This window comes from Streptomyces sp. NPDC005492, assembly GCF_040605995.1.
Taxonomy (GTDB): Bacteria; Actinomycetota; Actinomycetes; order Streptomycetales; family Streptomycetaceae; genus Streptomyces.
The window spans coordinates 1-15,240 of the sequence record NZ_JBEXDX010000048.1; the positions used below are offsets into that span (position 1 = coordinate 1).

At 71.1% G+C, this 15,240-nt stretch carries 14 protein-coding genes; 4 read left to right on the forward strand and 10 right to left on the reverse strand.

The features are described 5' to 3' along the window. Positions 1-107: 107 nt before the first annotated feature. On the reverse strand, positions 108-2,057 hold the full coding sequence (locus ABZT04_RS38405) for a Xaa-Pro dipeptidyl-peptidase (protein ID WP_356063251.1): 1,950 nt from the start codon (positions 2,055-2,057) through the stop codon (positions 108-110). Between the two features lie 161 nt (positions 2,058-2,218). On the opposite strand from ABZT04_RS38405, the gene ABZT04_RS38410 reads away from it, so the two are divergent. Continuing rightward, positions 2,219-3,712 carry a M1 family metallopeptidase gene (locus ABZT04_RS38410; protein WP_356063254.1) on the forward strand — a complete coding sequence of 498 codons (1,494 nt, stop codon included), beginning with the start codon at positions 2,219-2,221 and terminating at the stop codon, positions 3,710-3,712. Positions 3,713-3,754: 42 nt separating this feature from the next. Here ABZT04_RS38410 and ABZT04_RS38415 read toward each other — a convergent pair whose 3' ends face one another. Both ABZT04_RS38415 and ABZT04_RS38420 read right to left on the reverse strand, forming a co-directional pair. Next, positions 3,755-4,693, reverse strand: a complete 939-nt coding sequence (locus ABZT04_RS38415) for a PfkB family carbohydrate kinase (RefSeq protein ID WP_356063257.1) — start codon at positions 4,691-4,693, stop codon at positions 3,755-3,757. 77 nt (positions 4,694-4,770) lie between these two features. Continuing rightward, on the reverse strand, positions 4,771-5,250 hold the full coding sequence (locus tag ABZT04_RS38420) for a macro domain-containing protein (protein WP_356063260.1): 480 nt from the start codon (positions 5,248-5,250) through the stop codon (positions 4,771-4,773). A 78-nt stretch (positions 5,251-5,328) separates the two neighbouring features. Here ABZT04_RS38420 and ABZT04_RS38425 point away from each other — a divergent pair, with 78 nt between their 5' ends. Then, entirely contained in the window at positions 5,329-6,042 is a 714-nt protein-coding gene (locus ABZT04_RS38425) for a MerR family transcriptional regulator (protein WP_356063262.1), read from the forward strand. 61 nt (positions 6,043-6,103) lie between these two features. Here ABZT04_RS38425 and ABZT04_RS38430 read toward each other — a convergent pair whose 3' ends face one another. Genes ABZT04_RS38430 through ABZT04_RS38440 form a run of 3 tightly spaced genes read right to left on the reverse strand, consistent with a single transcriptional unit; the run spans position 6,104 to position 10,708 of the window. Next, entirely contained in the window at positions 6,104-8,296 is a 2,193-nt protein-coding gene (locus ABZT04_RS38430) for a 3-hydroxyacyl-CoA dehydrogenase NAD-binding domain-containing protein (protein WP_356063265.1), read from the reverse strand. A gap of 40 nt (positions 8,297-8,336) precedes the next feature. Continuing rightward, the gene (locus tag ABZT04_RS38435; RefSeq protein WP_356063267.1) at positions 8,337-9,551 is read right to left on the reverse strand and encodes an acetyl-CoA C-acetyltransferase; all 1,215 of its coding nucleotides are present in this window, start codon (positions 9,549-9,551) and stop codon (positions 8,337-8,339) included. Positions 9,552-9,562: 11 nt separating this feature from the next. Next, a complete protein-coding gene (locus ABZT04_RS38440) occupies positions 9,563-10,708 on the reverse strand; it encodes a CaiB/BaiF CoA-transferase family protein (protein ID WP_356063270.1) in 1,146 nt (381 codons plus the stop codon). Between the two features lie 183 nt (positions 10,709-10,891). Here ABZT04_RS38440 and ABZT04_RS38445 point away from each other — a divergent pair, with 183 nt between their 5' ends. Then, positions 10,892-12,070, forward strand: coding sequence for a saccharopine dehydrogenase NADP-binding domain-containing protein (locus tag ABZT04_RS38445; RefSeq protein ID WP_356063272.1), 1,179 nt, complete (start codon positions 10,892-10,894; stop codon positions 12,068-12,070). A gap of 146 nt (positions 12,071-12,216) precedes the next feature. After that, entirely contained in the window at positions 12,217-12,432 is a 216-nt protein-coding gene (locus ABZT04_RS38450) for a hypothetical protein (protein WP_356063274.1), read from the forward strand. Between the two features lie 222 nt (positions 12,433-12,654). Here ABZT04_RS38450 and ABZT04_RS38455 read toward each other — a convergent pair whose 3' ends face one another. From ABZT04_RS38455 to ABZT04_RS38470, 4 genes are all read right to left on the reverse strand, one after another. Beyond that, the gene (locus ABZT04_RS38455; protein ID WP_356063277.1) at positions 12,655-12,792 is read right to left on the reverse strand and encodes a hypothetical protein; all 138 of its coding nucleotides are present in this window, start codon (positions 12,790-12,792) and stop codon (positions 12,655-12,657) included. A 62-nt stretch (positions 12,793-12,854) separates the two neighbouring features. Continuing rightward, positions 12,855-13,544 carry an endonuclease V gene (locus ABZT04_RS38460; protein WP_356063280.1) on the reverse strand — a complete coding sequence of 230 codons (690 nt, stop codon included), beginning with the start codon at positions 13,542-13,544 and terminating at the stop codon, positions 12,855-12,857. A 71-nt stretch (positions 13,545-13,615) separates the two neighbouring features. Then, positions 13,616-13,939 carry a plasmid stabilization protein gene (locus tag ABZT04_RS38465; RefSeq protein ID WP_356063283.1) on the reverse strand — a complete coding sequence of 108 codons (324 nt, stop codon included), beginning with the start codon at positions 13,937-13,939 and terminating at the stop codon, positions 13,616-13,618. A gap of 62 nt (positions 13,940-14,001) precedes the next feature. Then, positions 14,002-15,096: an oxidoreductase gene (locus ABZT04_RS38470; RefSeq protein WP_356063285.1), complete on the reverse strand. Its 1,095-nt coding sequence runs from the start codon at positions 15,094-15,096 to the stop codon at positions 14,002-14,004. Positions 15,097-15,240 lie beyond the last annotated feature (144 nt).

Genomic DNA, 15,240 nt, shown 5'->3' on the forward strand with positions numbered 1-15,240 from the left:
CGGACGACTCGTCCTCGTACAGCTCGACCTACGGCTCGACCTTCGACTCTTCCAGCACGTCGGGTCTCTACGGCGACAGCTCCTCCAGCCCCACCCGGAGTCGGCGATCAGTTGCCCGGTACCCGCTGTGCGGAACGCGGTGCCCGGACGCCGTCCAGGGTCGTGGACGTGGGGGTCGTCGCCCTGGCACCCGCAGTGGCCTTCGCGAAGGCCGACTCGCCGCCGACCAGCGGGAGTTGGGCCGAGGTGCGGGACAGGTCGAGGGTGAGGGTCGGGGTGGTGGACGGTGGGTCGATGAGGTCCTTGTCCGTGCCCGCGACGATCAGGGCGAGGCGGTGGCCGGCCGGGACGACGTGGTCGGTCGCGGCCAGGTCGAGGGTGATGGTGTAGGCCTTGCCCGGGGTGAGGGGTACGCCCTTGCCGGCCGAGGCGTAGGTGCCGAGGTCGGCCCAGCCGCGGCTGACGATGTTGTAGTCAACTGCCTTGGTCTTGGCCTGGGTTGCCAGGAAGCATGCGCTGTCGCCCGCCGTGCTCTCGCCCCAGCAGGTGCGGTCGGTGAGCGTGGTGATGCCCTCGGCCGCGTCGGCGTAGTCGCGGATGGTGTCGGGGCCCAGGTCCACGACGACGGCGGACAGATGAGCCGTGGAGGTCGTGGGCGTCGCGGTGATCGTCACCTTCGAGGAACCCGCCAGGTGTACGTCCTTCTTGAGGGCCCCGGTGACGAACCCAGCCTTGTCCTGGGTCGACTTGTCGATCGCGGCGGCCCAGTCGGTCTCGCTCTGCTGGGGGTTGTCGGTGAAGGTCTCGGTGCCCGCTCCCGTGCGGAGGCCGAGCGTGCCCACGCCCGCCTGGGTGCCCTGCGCCGGGTGGAGGGTGGTGGTCGCGGTGCCGCTCGGCGGCCAGACCTTGGACGTGACCCACTGGTCCGGGTGGCGTTCGACGTCGGCCATCGGCTCGCGGTCGATTCCGTTGTCGTAGCCGAGGAGTTCGTGGTCGAACCAGCGGTGCAGGGTGTCGACCCAGGCGCCGCGACGGTAGTCGAAGGGGTCGACATGACCGGTCTGGGAGAGCCAGATCTTGCGCTCGACGCCGTTCTTGGCGAGGGCGTCCCACCACTGGCCGAAGTTCTTGGTGCGGACGTTGAGGTCCTGGAGTCCGTGCACGAGGAAGACGCTGGCCTTGACCTTGCTCGCGTCCTTCACGTAATTCCGCTCGGTCCACAGCGAGGTCCAGTCGCCGGTGCGCGGCGCGCCGTCGACGAGCTTCTGCTGTATGGCCGCGCAGTGGGCCTGCGCGTCGGGGCTCTCGACGGCGTCGGACAGCCAGTCGGGGCCGGAGTCGTAGAGCGGGGCGCCCTGGGCGAAGTAGTAGTCGTACCAGGAGGAGATGGAGCTGATCGGGACGATCGTCTTCAGGCCCTTGACGCCGGTGGCCGCGACGCCGTTGGCGATGGTGCCGTCCCAGCTCTTGCCGATCATGCCGGTCCTGCCGTTGGTCCAGCTCGCTGTGGCGCGGGCGGTTCCGGTGCGGCTGGTGTAGGCCTTGGCCCGGCCGTTCAGCCAGTCGACGACGGCCTTGGCGGACTGGATGTCGGAACGGCCGCCGACGTCCACACAGCCGTCGGAGCGGTTGGTGCCGGCGAGGTCGACGCCGACGAAGGCGTAGCCGCGGGGCACGAAGTAGTTGTCGTAGAAGAGCGGCATCTGGACAACGTTGCCGTCGGTGTCGTACGTCTTGATCTGCCCCTCGTTGCCGCGTCCGCAGCAGGAGTAGTAGGGGCTGGCGTCCATGATGACGGGCACTTTGTGGCCCTGCTGGGCGGGTTCGCTCGGGCGGACGATGTCGACGGCGACCCGGTCGTTCCTCCCGTCGCCGTCTCCGTCGAGTCCGGTGTCCACCCAGACGGCCTCCCGGATGGCGTTCGCGTAGGAGTAGACGGGTTGGCTCTCCTGTGGGGCGCTCTGGGCCGCTGCCGGGGTGAGGAAGGCGGCCATGAGGGCGGCTACGGCCGCCGTCGCGAGCGATCTCCAGATCGTGAAGCGCGTGCGTTTCGGCATGCGCGGACGGTACATCGGTCAACTCCCGTGCTGGAAGAGGCACTCGGAGTCATGTCGGCCGAATGGCGATCGTGTGACAGGAGGGGCCGTGGACAGACGAAGGGCCACAGGGACTGAATAGCCTGCGTACAGACTTCGCGCCTCTACGACTTGGAGTTCTCGTGCACCGCAGACTGATCGCGCCGGGCGCACTCGCGGCGGCCTCCCTCATGCTGGCGATCCCGGCGTCGGCGGCAAGCTACTCCCCCGGCGCGCCGGGCATCGGCGACCCCTACTACCCGGCCTACGGCAACGGCGGATACGACGTCTCGCACTACGACCTCAGGCTCCAGTACCAGCCCGCCACCGACGAGTTGGCGGGCACGGCGACCATCCTCGCCAGGACGACGCAGGATCTGTCGCGGTTCGACCTGGACTTCCTGCTGGACGTGAGCGAGGTGCGGGTCAACGGCGCGGCGGCGACCTTCGCGACCTCCGGCCAGCACGAGCTGGAGATCACCCCGAAGACCCCGCTGCCCAAGGGCACTCCGATCACCGTCGTGGTCCGCTACAGCGGGGTGCCGTCCACGAAGAGCGCGTACGGCTTCACCACCTGGCACCGCACCCCGGACGGCGCGGTCGCGGCGGACGAGCCCGAGTCGGCGTGGTGGTGGTTCCCGAGCAACGACCATCCGAGCGACAAGGCGACCTACGACGTGTCGGTCGCCGTGCCGAACGGCACGCAGGCCATCTCCAACGGCACGCTCCAGTCGACGAGTTCACAACTCGGCTGGACCCGCTACAACTGGCGTCAGAACAAGCCGCAGGCCACCTATCTGGCCACGCTGGCCCTCGGGAAGTTCGACATCACGACCAGCACCTCGGACGGCGGTGTCCCGGTCGTCAACGCCTACAGCAAGGACCTCGGGGACAACGACGGGGCCGCGCGGGCGAGTGTGGAGCGGACCGGGGAGATCGTCGACTGGCTCAGCGGCTACTTCGGGCCGTATCCGTTCAGCAGTGCCGGCGGGTATGTGCCCAACACGACCACCGGGTACGCGCTGGAGACGCAGACCCGCGTCTACTACAGCCAGAAGCAGTTCGCGAACGGCGCCAACACCTCTGTCGTCGTGCATGAGTTGGCCCACCAGTGGTACGGCGACGACGTGTCGCTGAAGGGCTGGAAGGACATCTGGATCAACGAGGGCTTCGCGCGCTACGCGCAGTGGCTGTGGTCCGAGCACGAGGGCGAGGGCACCACGCAGCAGCTCGCCGACTACGTCTACGCCTCGCACCCGGCGGACGACGCCTTCTGGACGATCGCGCCCGGAGACCCGGGTCCGGAGAACCAGTTCGAGCTTCCGGTCTACGACCGGGGCGCGCTGGCCATCCAGGCGCTGCGCAACGAGGTCGGCGACGACGCGTTCTTCGCCATCCTGAAGGGCTGGCCGAAGGAGCACGCTTACGGCAACGCGTCCGTCGAGGACTTCCGGGCCTACGCCGAGCAGGTGTCCGGAAAGCCGTTGTCCGCGCTCTTCGACACCTGGCTGTTCCAGCCGTCGAAGCCGGCGGCTCCGGCGGCCCGGACCGCGTCCATCGCGAAGGCGTCGACGGCTCCGGTCCGGCCGAAGTCGTGGACGAAGATCGCCGCGACGAACGACGTCCACGGCGGCTGAGTGGTGAAGGGCGGCCCGGGGGGTGTGCGGGTCCTGGGCCGCCTACGCCGTGCGGGACTCCACCCCGGCCGACTCGGCCAACTCGGCTACCTGGAGGAGGAGTTCGTCGCGGCCGATGGCGTCGATCTCCGTCGAGGGCACCGTGCAGGCGTACGCCCCTGCCACCGCGCCGTAGCGGGCACAGCGCTGCGGGGACTCTCCGCCGAGCCGGCCGAAGAGGAAGGCGGCGGCGAAGGCGTCGCCCGCGCCGTTCGAGTCGATCACCGGTCTGCGGGGCCTGACGACCGGGATGTGGGTCACCTCGTCGTCGGCCAGCAGATAGGCGCCCTCCGCACCGGCCGTGGCGACGACCAATTGGGCCCGGCCCCGCTCGGCGATGGCGCGCATGGTGTTCTCGGGGGTGCCGGTCAGCGCGGTGGTGGACAGGAAGACGATGTCCGCCGCGTGGGCGAACTCCGCCTGGTACGGGCTCACGCCGTCCCAGTTGTGCAGGTCCGTCGAGATCGTGGCGCCGGCCTCGCGCAGGGTGGGCAGGGCGTGGGCGCAGGGCTGGGTGATGGAGACATGGGCGTGGCGGCTCGCGGTGGCGAGGGTGCGGACGGTGGGTTCCGGCAGGCGGTCGTCGGGGTGGGCGCGGGTCGAGTCGTAGAGGGACAGCCGTCGTCCGTCCGGGCCGACGAGGTTGACCGCCCGCTTGGTGCCGGCGGGCCCGGGCACTTCGGTGAGCGGGATGGTGCGGTCCCGGTGCAGGGCGCGGACCAGGTCGCCCTCGGGGTCGGCGCCGAGCATGTCGAGGTGGTGGGTGCGCAGGCCCAGGGCGCTCAGGCCGAGGGCCACGAAGTCGCCGGTCTGGCCGGCGCGGGTGCGGATACCAGGGTCGATCATGTAGCTGTCGGCGTACGGAAGCGGCAGCTCGGGGACATGGACGATGGTGTCCACTCCGGCGCCGCCGAGGACGAGGACGTCGATGTCACGGCTCATGGCTCACGACCCTCCCTGTGGTTGCGCAAGATTCTGCAACTCCTTTCAGCGCGGGGCAAGTTGGTTCGACGGTCCGCTCAGTCCTCGTGGTCGTAGACCGTCACCGCGATCCCCCGCCGTACCAGCCGCTCGGTCACCAGCGGTTCGACCCGTGACCACTTGCCGCCCGCGAGGCCGCACCCTATGCGCGGCATGTGCACGGACGCGCCCAGCTCAGCCGCACGCTCGGCCAGCAGGCCCAGCGCCGTGTCGATCGCCTCGTAGCGCACGGGGACGCCCTTGCTGCCCGTGCGTATCCCCCGCTGGCCGATCATGTTGGCCACCCACACATGGCGCTCGACGCGCACGAGCTGGACGGCGCCCAGCGCGAAGTCGTTGGCCGCGCGCTCGCGGTGCCAGGCCCGGTACTCCTTCTCCGGCTCCGGCCAGCGGCGGGACACGGCCAGCACGAAGCCCTTTCCCCAGCCTCCCAGGTCGTTGCAGACATGCGCGATCACCTTGACGCCCTTGACCGACGGAACGGTCGCGTCACCGCGGACATAGTTGATCTCCCCCATGCCAACCACCGTAGACGGCACCACTGACAACGGCCTTCCGGTGTTCACAGCATTGGTGAGACAGCGATACTGCTGCGCATGACGACCGACACCGAGGAGCCCACGCTCACGATCGACGAACTGGCCGCGCGGGCCGGCACCACGGTCCGCACGGTCCGGTTCTACAGCACCAAGGGCCTGCTGCCGCCGCCGGTGCTCGGGGCGCGGCGGGTCGGGCACTACGGGCAGCAGCATCTGTCACGGCTGGCACTGATCGAGGAGTTGCAGCACCAGGGCATGACACTGGCCGCGATCGAGCGCTATCTGGGGCAACTGCCGCCGGACCTCAGCGCGCACGACCTCGCGATCCACCGGGCGGTGGTGGCGTCCTGGGCGCCGGAGGATACGCAGACCCTGGACCGGCGGGAGTTGGAGCGGCGGGCGGGCCGGGCGCTGGACGAGGAGGACGTGGAGCGGCTCGTCGCGATGGACGTGGTCCGGCCCGACGGCGCCTCGTACCGCGTCGACGCCGGCCTGCTGCGGCTCGGCGTACGACTGCTCGACGTGCCGCTGTCGCAGGAGGCGATCCTCGCCGCGCGGACCGTCCTGATCGAGCACTCCCGCGCGGCGGCCCACGAACTGTCGGGGCTCCTGCGCGAGGAGGTCTCCCAACGCGCCACCGAGGACGTGAAGTCGCTGTCCGCACACATGCAACCCCTGGTGGTGCAGGCCCTGCTGACGGCCTTTCAGCGCTCGCTGCGCGAGGAACTCCGCGAGTGGCTCAAGGAGCCGGCAGGGTCGGACGAGGGCTGATCCGTCCGACGCGCCGCCCCCGCCCACGGAGGGCAGGGGCAGCGTGTCGGTCGGCGACGCGTCAGCGCGCGTCCGTGAACCGCTCGCCCTTCTCGGCCTTCTCCACCAGCAGTGCGGGCGGGGTGAAGCGGTCCCCGTAGCGCTCGGCGAGTGCACGCGCGCGTGCCACGAAGCCGGGCAGGCCGCCCTCGTAGCCGTTGATGTACTGGAGGACACCGCCGGTCCAGCCGGGGAAGCCGATCCCGAAGATCGAGCCGATGTTGGCGTCCGCCACGGATGTCAGGACGCCCTCCTCAAGGAGCTTGACGGTGTCGAGCGCCTCGGAGAACAGCATGCGTTCCTGCATGTCCGTGAAGGGCACGGTCTCGGCGGGAGTCCCGGCGCCCTCGCGGGTGAAGTGCTCACGCAGGCCAGGCCACAGACCGACGCGCTTGCCGTCCTCGTCGTAGTCGTAGAAGCCCGCGCCGCCGCTGCGCCCGGTGCGGCCGAACTCGTCGACCATGCGGTCGATGACGGCCTCGGCGGGGTGGGCGGGCCAGGTGCCGCCGGCCTCCTCGACGGCTCGCTTCGACTCGTTGCGGATCTTGCGCGGGAGGGTGAGCGTCAACTCGTCCATCAGGGAGAGGACCTTGGCCGGGTAGCCCGCCTGGGCGGCGGCCTGCTCGATCGACGCGGGCTCGATGCCCTCGCCGACCATCGCGACCCCCTCGTTGATGAACTGCCCGATCACCCGTGAGGTGAAGAACCCGCGCGAGTCGTTGACGACGATCGGTGTCTTCTTGATCTGCCGGACCAGGTCGAAGGCGCGGGCCAGGGCCTCGTCGCCGGTGCGCTCGCCCTTGATGATCTCGACGAGGGGCATCTTGTCGACGGGCGAGAAGAAGTGCAGCCCGATGAAGTCGGCCTGGCGCTCGACTCCTTCGGCGAGGACGGTGATGGGGAGGGTGGAGGTGTTGGAGCAGAGCAGCGCGTCGGGTTCGACGATGTGCTGGATCTCCTGGAACACCTTGTGCTTGAGGGAGGTGTCCTCGAAGACGGCCTCGATCACCGCGTCGCAGCCCGCGAGTTGCTGCGGGTCGGCGGTGGCGGTGATGCGGGCGAGCAGCGCGTCCGCCTGCTCCTGGCTCGTACGGCCTCGGGAGACGGCCTTGGCGCAGAGCTTCTCGGAGTAGGCCCTGCCCTTGGCCGCCGCCTCGTCCGTCACGTCCTTGAGGACGACGTCGATGCCCGCGCGGGCGCACGAGTAGGCGATGCCGGCGCCCATCATCCCGGCGCCGAGGACGGCGACCTTGCGCACCGGGCGCGAGGCGATGCCCTGGGGGCGGTTGGCGCCGGAGTTGACGGCCTGGAGGTCGAAGAAGAAGGCCTGGATCATGTTCTTCGAGGTCTGGCCTGCCGCCAGTTCCACGAAGTATCGGGCCTCGATGACCTGGGCGGTCTCGAAGTCGACCTGCGCGCCCTCGACGGCGGCGGCGAGGATGTTGCGCGGGGCCGGGTAGGGGGCGCCGTTGGTCTGCTTGCGCAGACTGGCGGGGAAGGCGGGCAGGTTGGCCGCGAACTTCGGGTTGGCCGGGGTGCCGCCAGGGATGCGGTAGCCGGGCTTGTCCCAGGGCTGCTGCGACTGCGGGTTGGCATCGATGAAGGCGCGGGCCTTGGCGTTCAACTCGTCCGGGGTGGCGGCCACTTCGTGGATGAGGCCGTTCTCCTGGGCGCGCCTCGGGCTGTACTGGGTGCCCTGGAGCAGCACCTTCAGCAGGGCGTCGGCGATGCCCAGCAGCCGTACCGTACGGACGACTCCACCGCCCCCGGGGAGCAGGCCGAGGGTGACCTCGGGGCAGCCGATCTTGGAGCCGGGGGCGTCGAGGGCGACCCGGTGGTGGCAGGCGAGGGCGAGTTCGTAACCGCCGCCCAGGGCCGCGCCGTTGATCGCGGCGACGACCGGTTTGCCGAGGGTCTCGATGCGGCGCAGATTCCGCTTGATGGCGAGGCCGCCGTCGAGCATCTCCTGTGCGGTGTCCGGGGTGACACGGATGAGGTCGCGCAGGTCGCCGCCCGCGAAGAAGGTCTTCTTGGCGGAGGTGAAGATGATGCCCCGGATGGAGTCCTTTTCGGCCTCCAAGCGGTCGGTGATCGCGGCGAGGGAGTCGCGGAAGTCCGCGTTCATGGTGTTCGCGGACTGGTTCGGGTCGTCGAGGACGAGGGTGACGACGCCGGTGTCGTCCTGTTCCCAGCGGATGGTGGTGCTCTCGGTCATGGTGAGGGTCTCCGTGAGGTCTCTTGGTTCCGCCGGGGTTTCAGACGCGCTCGACGATCGTCGCGACGCCCATGCCGCCGCCGACACACAGCGTGGCGAGTCCGTAGCGCTTGTCCTGGCGCTCCAGTTCGTCGACGAGCGTGCCGAGGATCATCGCGCCGGTGGCGCCGAGGGGGTGGCCGAGCGCGATGGCTCCGCCGTTGACGTTGACCTTGTCCAGGGACAGGCCCATGTCCCGTACGAAGCGCAGGACGACGGCGGCGAACGCCTCGTTGATCTCGACGAGGTCGATGTCGTCGATGGTCAGCCCGGCCTTGGCGAGGGCCTTGCGGGTGGCCGGGGCGGGACCGGTGAGCATGATGGTCGGCTCGGAGCCGGAGACGGCGGCGGAGACGATCCGCGCGCGCGGGGTGAGGCCGTAGCGCTCGCCGACCTCCTTCGACCCGATCGCGGCGAGGGAGGCGCCGTCGACGATGCCGGAGGAGTTGCCCGCGTGGTGGACGTGGTCGATCTTCTCCACCCAGTGGTACGTCTGCAGGGCGACGGCGTCGAAGCCGCCCAGTTCACCGATGTCCGCGAAGGACGGCTTGAGCTGGGCGAGGGAGTCGGCGGTGGTGCCGGGGCGCAGATGCTCGTCGTGGTCGAGGACGACCAGGCCGCTGCGGTCCCGCACCGGGACGACGGACCGCTCGAAGCGGCCCTCCTTCCAGGCGGTGGCCGCGCGCTCCTGGGAGAGCGCCGCGTACTCGTCCACGTCGCGCCGCGAGAATCCCTCGATCGTGGCGATCAGGTCGGCGCCGATGCCCTGCGGCACGAAGTTGGTGGCGAGGTTCGTCATCGGGTCGTTGAACCAGGCGCCGCCGTCCGAGGCCATCGGCACCCGGGACATGGACTCGACACCACCGGCGAGGACGAGGTCCTCCCAGCCCGAACGGACCTTGGCGGCGGCCATGTTGACGGCTTCGAGGCCCGAGGCACAGAAGCGGTTCTCCTGTACTCCGGCCACGGTGTCCGGCAGTCCGGCGGCCACGGCGGCGATCCGGGCGATGTCGGAGCCCTGGTCGCCGACCGGGCCGACGACGCCGAGCACGATGTCGTCGATCGCGGCCGGGTCGAGGTCGGGGAACCGGTCACGGATCTCGTGGATGAGTCCGACGACGAGGTCGATGGGCTTCGTGCCGTGCAGGGATCCGTTGGCCTTGCCGCGCCCGCGCGGGGTGCGGATCGCGTCGTAGACATACGCTTCGGTGCTCACTGCCAAGCCTTTCAACGAGGGTTTTCAACAGCGTCGAGAAGTCGGGGGACGTCCCAGTCCCGGGCCACGTCGGAGGTGTCCGCGCCGGGCAGGGCTGGCCCGCCGCGCACCGAGGTGGGCGTCGTCGAGAACCGGGGCGCGGGGGCCGGCTGGGTGATCCCGCCGTGCTCGGTGAAGGTGCCGCGCGCGGCGAGGTGCGGATGGTGCGGAGCCTCGCGCAGCGACAGCACGGGCGCCACGCACGCGTCCGTACCCTCGAAGACGGCCGTCCACTCGTCTCTGCCACGGCTGCGGAAGCGGGCCGCGACCGCCTCGCGCAGCTCGCCCCAGCGCGTCCAGTCCCGGCGGGCGTCGGTGAAGTCGGCCAGGCCGAGCAGGCGCACGAACTCGTCGTAGAACCGGGGCTCCAGGGCGCCCACCGCCATGTGCTTGCCGTCGGCGGTCTCGTAGGTGCCGTAGTACGGGCAGCCGCCGTCGAGGAGGTTGGCGGCGCGCCGGTCCTGCCAGCTGCCGGCGGAGAGCATGCCGTGGATCATCGCGGAGAGGTGGGCGGTGCCGTCGACGATGGCGGCGTCGACGACCTGGCCGGTGCCGGTGGCGCGCGCGTGGTGCAGGGCGGCCAGGACACCGACGACGAGGTAGAGGGAGCCGCCGGCGTAGTCGCCGAGGAGGTTGGCGGGGGCGGGCGGGGGCTCCTGGGGGCTGCCGATCATGCCGAGGGTCCCCGTCAGCGCGATGTACGCGATGTCGTGCCCGGCGCGCTGGGCGAGGGGGCCGTCCTGGCCCCAGCCGGTCATCCGGCCGTAGACGAGCCGGGGGTTGCGGGCGTGGCAGGCCTCGGGGCCCACTCCGAGGCGCTCGGTGACTCCCGGGCGGTTGCCCTCGATCAGGATGTCGGCGCGTTCGACGAGGTCGAGGACGCGCGCGGGGCCCTCGGGGGTCTTCAGGTCGATGAGCACCGAGCGCTTGTTGCGGTTGGTGACGTCGTGCTCGGGGGCGACTCCGAGGCCGGGGCCGCCGGGCCGGTCGACGCGGACGACATCGGCGCCGAGGTCGGCGAGGAGCATGGCCGCGAAGGGGCCGGGGCCGATCCCGGCCAGCTCGATCACGCGCACGCCGGAGAGCGGGCCGTGCCCGGGCGTCGTTGCCGCTGTCATCCAGCCCCCAGCTATGACACAACTGATGTAACACCGATGATGCTAAGAACGTGTTCCACTCAACACAAGACCTGGGCGAGCAAGCGCTTAGTCAAGGTACTCCGGGCTCGTCGTCGGACTGCACACTCCTCACGCTAGCCTCAGCCACCGACAGCGGCGCGGGCTGCGAGATCCAGGAGTGTCATGAGCAGGCTGAACACAACGGGCCGTCCCTACGACATCGTGCTCTTCGGGGCCACGGGTTTCGTCGGCGCGCTCACCGCGGAGTATCTCGCCGCGCACGCGCCCGAGGGCCTGCGCTGGGCGATCGCCGGCCGGGACGAGCTGAAACTGAAGCGGCTGCGCGAGCGGCTGCCCGGCGGCACCTCGGTGGGTGTCCTGCGGGCCGACGTCTCGGACCCCGCCTCACTGCGCCGACTGGCCGAGCACGCGCGCGTGGTGGCCACGACAGTCGGCCCTTATGTGGCCTACGGCGAGGATCTCGTCGCCGCCTGCGCGGACACCGGCGCGGACTATCTGGACCTCAGCGGTGAGCCGGAGTTCATCGATCTGACGTACGTCCGGCACGACGCACGCGCGCGGGAGACCGGTGCGCGGTTGGTGCACGCCGCAGGCTTCGACTCGGTTCCGCACGACCTGGGGGCGTACTTCACCGTGCGGCATCTGCCGGAGGGGGTGCCCCTGACGGTGGACGGCTTCGTGACCGCTGACGCGATGTTCTCCGGCGGTACGTTCGCCTCGGCGCTCGGCCAGTTCGCGCGCGGCCGTCAGATGCTGGCCGCCGCCCGGGAACGGCGCCGCCACGAACCCCGGCTGATGGGACGCCGGGCCACCGCGCCCGCCGGGGCACCGCGGTTCGCCGGGGAGGTCGGCTGCTGGGCGGTGCCGCTGCCGACCATCGACGCGCAGATCGTCCGACGCTCCGCGAAGGCCCTGGAGCGATACGGCCCCGACTTCCGCTACCGCCACTACGCGGCCGTACGGCACCTCCCCGTGGCGCTCGGCGGGATCACGGCGGCGGGCGCGCTGTTCACGGCGGCCCAACTCCCGCCCGCCCGGCGCTGGTTGTCCGACCGTCTCAAGCCCGGCGACGGACCGGGCCCGGAGAAGCGCGCGAAGAGCTGGTTCTCCGTGAAGTTCGTCGGCGAGGGCGGTGGCCGCCGGGTCTTCACGGAGGTCGCGGGCGGCGACCCCGGCTACGACGAGACGGCGAAGATGTTCGCCGAGGCGGCCCTCTCCCTGGCCCTCGACGAACTCCCGCCCACAGCGGGTCAGGTGACGACGGCGGTCGCGATGGGCGACGCCCTCATCGAACGGCTTCAGGCGGCGGGGATCACGTTCCGGGTGGCGGCGATCCGGTGAGCGGGTCGGGTCCCCGTGCCACGATGGACGCCATGGAGACATCGAGCACCGACTGGATCAGCGTCGCGGCCTACGAGAACCTGCCCGGCCGCCGCTCGCCGTGGGCGGCCGCGCGCGCTTGACTGCGCGAGCGCGGTATCGACTGGATGCCCTTCGCCCAGGACGAGTTGCGCTGGGATCTCGCCTGCGGCATCGGCTCCGACGGCCACTGGCACGGCTGGTTCGACGTCCAGGTGCACGCCGACACGCTGCGCCGCCTCGGACTGCATCCGGATCAGCCCACCGCCGAGGCCGTCGGCACGTCACCGCCCGGCTGGTGGCATGCCGCCGCGGAACGCCGAGCCACGAAACGGCCGCGCTGATCGGCGAGTTCAGGGTGCCCCCAGGGATGGGCTATGCTGGATCTTGAAGCCGGTCGCCGGAACTCCCGGAGTCTGGTCGCGCGTTGGTGGTCCAAGGAAAGACGTCCCGCTTCCTGCGGGGAGATGCAGGTGCAAGGCCTGCCCGGCGCTCAAGTCCGAGCCCCACACCGCTTGTTGCGGTGTGGGGCTCGTGTGTTTCCGGCCCCGGTAAGCGCATTGGGCTCACGGCCACAGCGTGTAGAGCATTCCGCCGATCCAGGCGAGGCCGGCCGCCACGGACAGGACCAGCGCGATCATCACGGCGCGCTCGACGGGCTGGCTCGGGTGGGCAACGGGCTTCGGGGAACGGTGCGTTGTCATGCGGTACAGCCTGCCGACCACCGGGGCGCGGTCACATCCGTACACATACTCAGATCAGGTACTCAGGCGGTCGCCTCCCGCAGCGCACGCCGGCACAGCGCGTCCGCCCTGCGTGTCGTCTCCGGGAGGCGGTACTCGGGGGTCAGCGCGAGGGTGTGGGCGCAGGCGTTGTCGAGGGTCACCCGGTGGCCGACGGAGACGAAGACCGGCTTCACGCCCTCGCGGGTGCGCAGGGCGCGGCCGACCTCGTCTGCGTCCGCACGGAGCGGGGACGCGGAGCCGCGCGGGATGCCCGGCTCGTCGTAGGTGAAGGTGAAGGGGTTCTTCGCGACGCCGATCGTGGGCAGGCCGGTGAGGACACCGAGGTGGCTGGCGAGGCCGAAGCGGCGGGGGTGGGCGAGGCCGTAGCCGTCGCACACCACCAGGCCCGGCGGGCACGGCAGGGCGTCCAACGCGGCCACCACCGTGGGGATCTCCCGGAAGGCGAGCAGCCCCGGCACGTACGGGAAGGAGACCCGGCCGACGGCCGTGGCCTCGGCGACGACGGCGAGGCTCGAACCGTCGAGCACCACCGCCGCCGCCACGACCACGTCCCGCTCGTCGTCGTAGGCGACGTCGACTCCCGTGACACGACCGGCCCTTGGCGGCGGTCCCGGTTCGTGGGTCACCACCCGCTCCCGCAACTCGTCCTGGACGGCGCGGGCCTGCTCCTCGGTCGCGGGCCAGCCCGCGGGAATGCTTACGGTCGTCATGGTGGTGCCGAGCGTACGGCGCGTGTCGAAGCGGCGGGGACCGCCGTGGTCCCCGCCGCTTCGCCGCGGGCTCACTTGCCCAGAGCGCGCTTGAGTTGCTGCTTGTTCATGTCCGAACGGCCGTGGACGTTGCGCCGCTTGGCCTCCTCGTAGAGCTGGTCGTAGGTCGGGCCCTGCGAGCCGCTGTGGGAACGCTGACCGCCGCGCTCGCCGGACGACTTGTCCTGGACGGAGGTGCGGCTGGCCTCCTTGGACTCACCGGAGCGGGCGCGTTCCTTGTTGACGGTCCGCGCGGCGATCTCCTTGGCGCGCTCGGGGCTCTCGCCGCGGTCCCGCGCACTCTCCCTGATGTGCTCGTACTGACGTTCCCGTTTGGGGCTGGATCCGCGTGGCATGGCCACCTCCTCGTTTCGGCGCCACGACGAGTACCCGCGACGCCACGCGTGAACCACCCGCGTCAGTCCTCCAGCCGCGCCACGCGCCCCTGCTCCCCCGCCGCCCAGCAGCCCAGGTCGGCCGCGCAGTCCACGGTGTCGTACGAGCCGGTGTCCACCGTCCTCCAGGTGCGGCCGGCGTCGGTCGTCAGGTCCGTGCCGGTGGGGCCGACCGCGAGCGCGGTGGCACGGCTGCGGGGCAGCCAGGTCACGCCGGAGCGGTAGGCGGGCGGCGGGGTCGTGGCGGGACGCCAGGTGCGGCCGCCGTCGCCGGTGACGGCTGCCGCCAGTGGTGAGGGCCGGCCTGCGGTGTAGTCGCCGCCGACGGCGAGGCCGTGCGTACGGTCGCGGAAGGCGAGCGCGAACACTCCGCGCGCCGGGTCACCGGCCGGGATCGGCGTGTCGGTCGCCGTCCAGGTGAGGCCCCGGTCGGCGGAGTGCAGGACACGCGCGCGTGCGCCCCCGCCGGTGGCCAGCCAGACGTCCCTCGGCCCGGAACTCACCAGACACTGGCCGCTCGCGGCGAAGCCCGCCTCGCCGTCGAGCGCGGCCGGCATCCCGGTGTCGGGCAGCACCTTCCAGGAGCGGCCGCCGTCGCCGGTCGACAGGATGCGGAACCTCCCGTCCACGGGGTCGCTCATCGCGAGGCCGTGGCGGCTGTCGAAGAACGTCATGCAGTCGTAGAAGGCGTTCGCGTCGGTGTTGCGGAAGGACTCCGTCCAGGTCGTCCCGCCGTCGTCGGTGCGGTAGACGCGCGAGGCCTCACCCTCGCCGATCGCCAGTACCACCGCGCGGTGCGCGTCGAAGGCCTCGATGTCCCGGAACTGGAGGTCGGCGGCACCGGGCGGCGAGACGTTCCGCCAGCTCGCCCCGCCGTCGGTGGTGCGCAGCACGGTGCCCGCGGTCCCGGCCACCCACGCGGTGTTCCGGCTGACGGCCGACAGCCCCCGGAAGCGCACATCGGCGGCTCCGCTGTCCTTCAGCTCCCAGTGCGGAGCCCGGTGCGCCGCCTCCCGCGCCTGCGCCGGTACGGCGGTCAGCACGGCCAGCGCCGCCCCGCACACCACCCCGACCGCCGTCCTGCGGTATGTGCGTCCCACCCGTCGCGTCTTCCCCATGCGCCTCATGGCGGGCGAAGCTAGTCCACTCCCCCGGGGCCGTCCAGACGGCCTGCGCCCACCTTGGGGGCATATGGGCGGCGGTGACGCAGGTCACTCGAAATTCATGTGCACGGATCGGTCCGTTCCGGCGTCTCTTCCAGT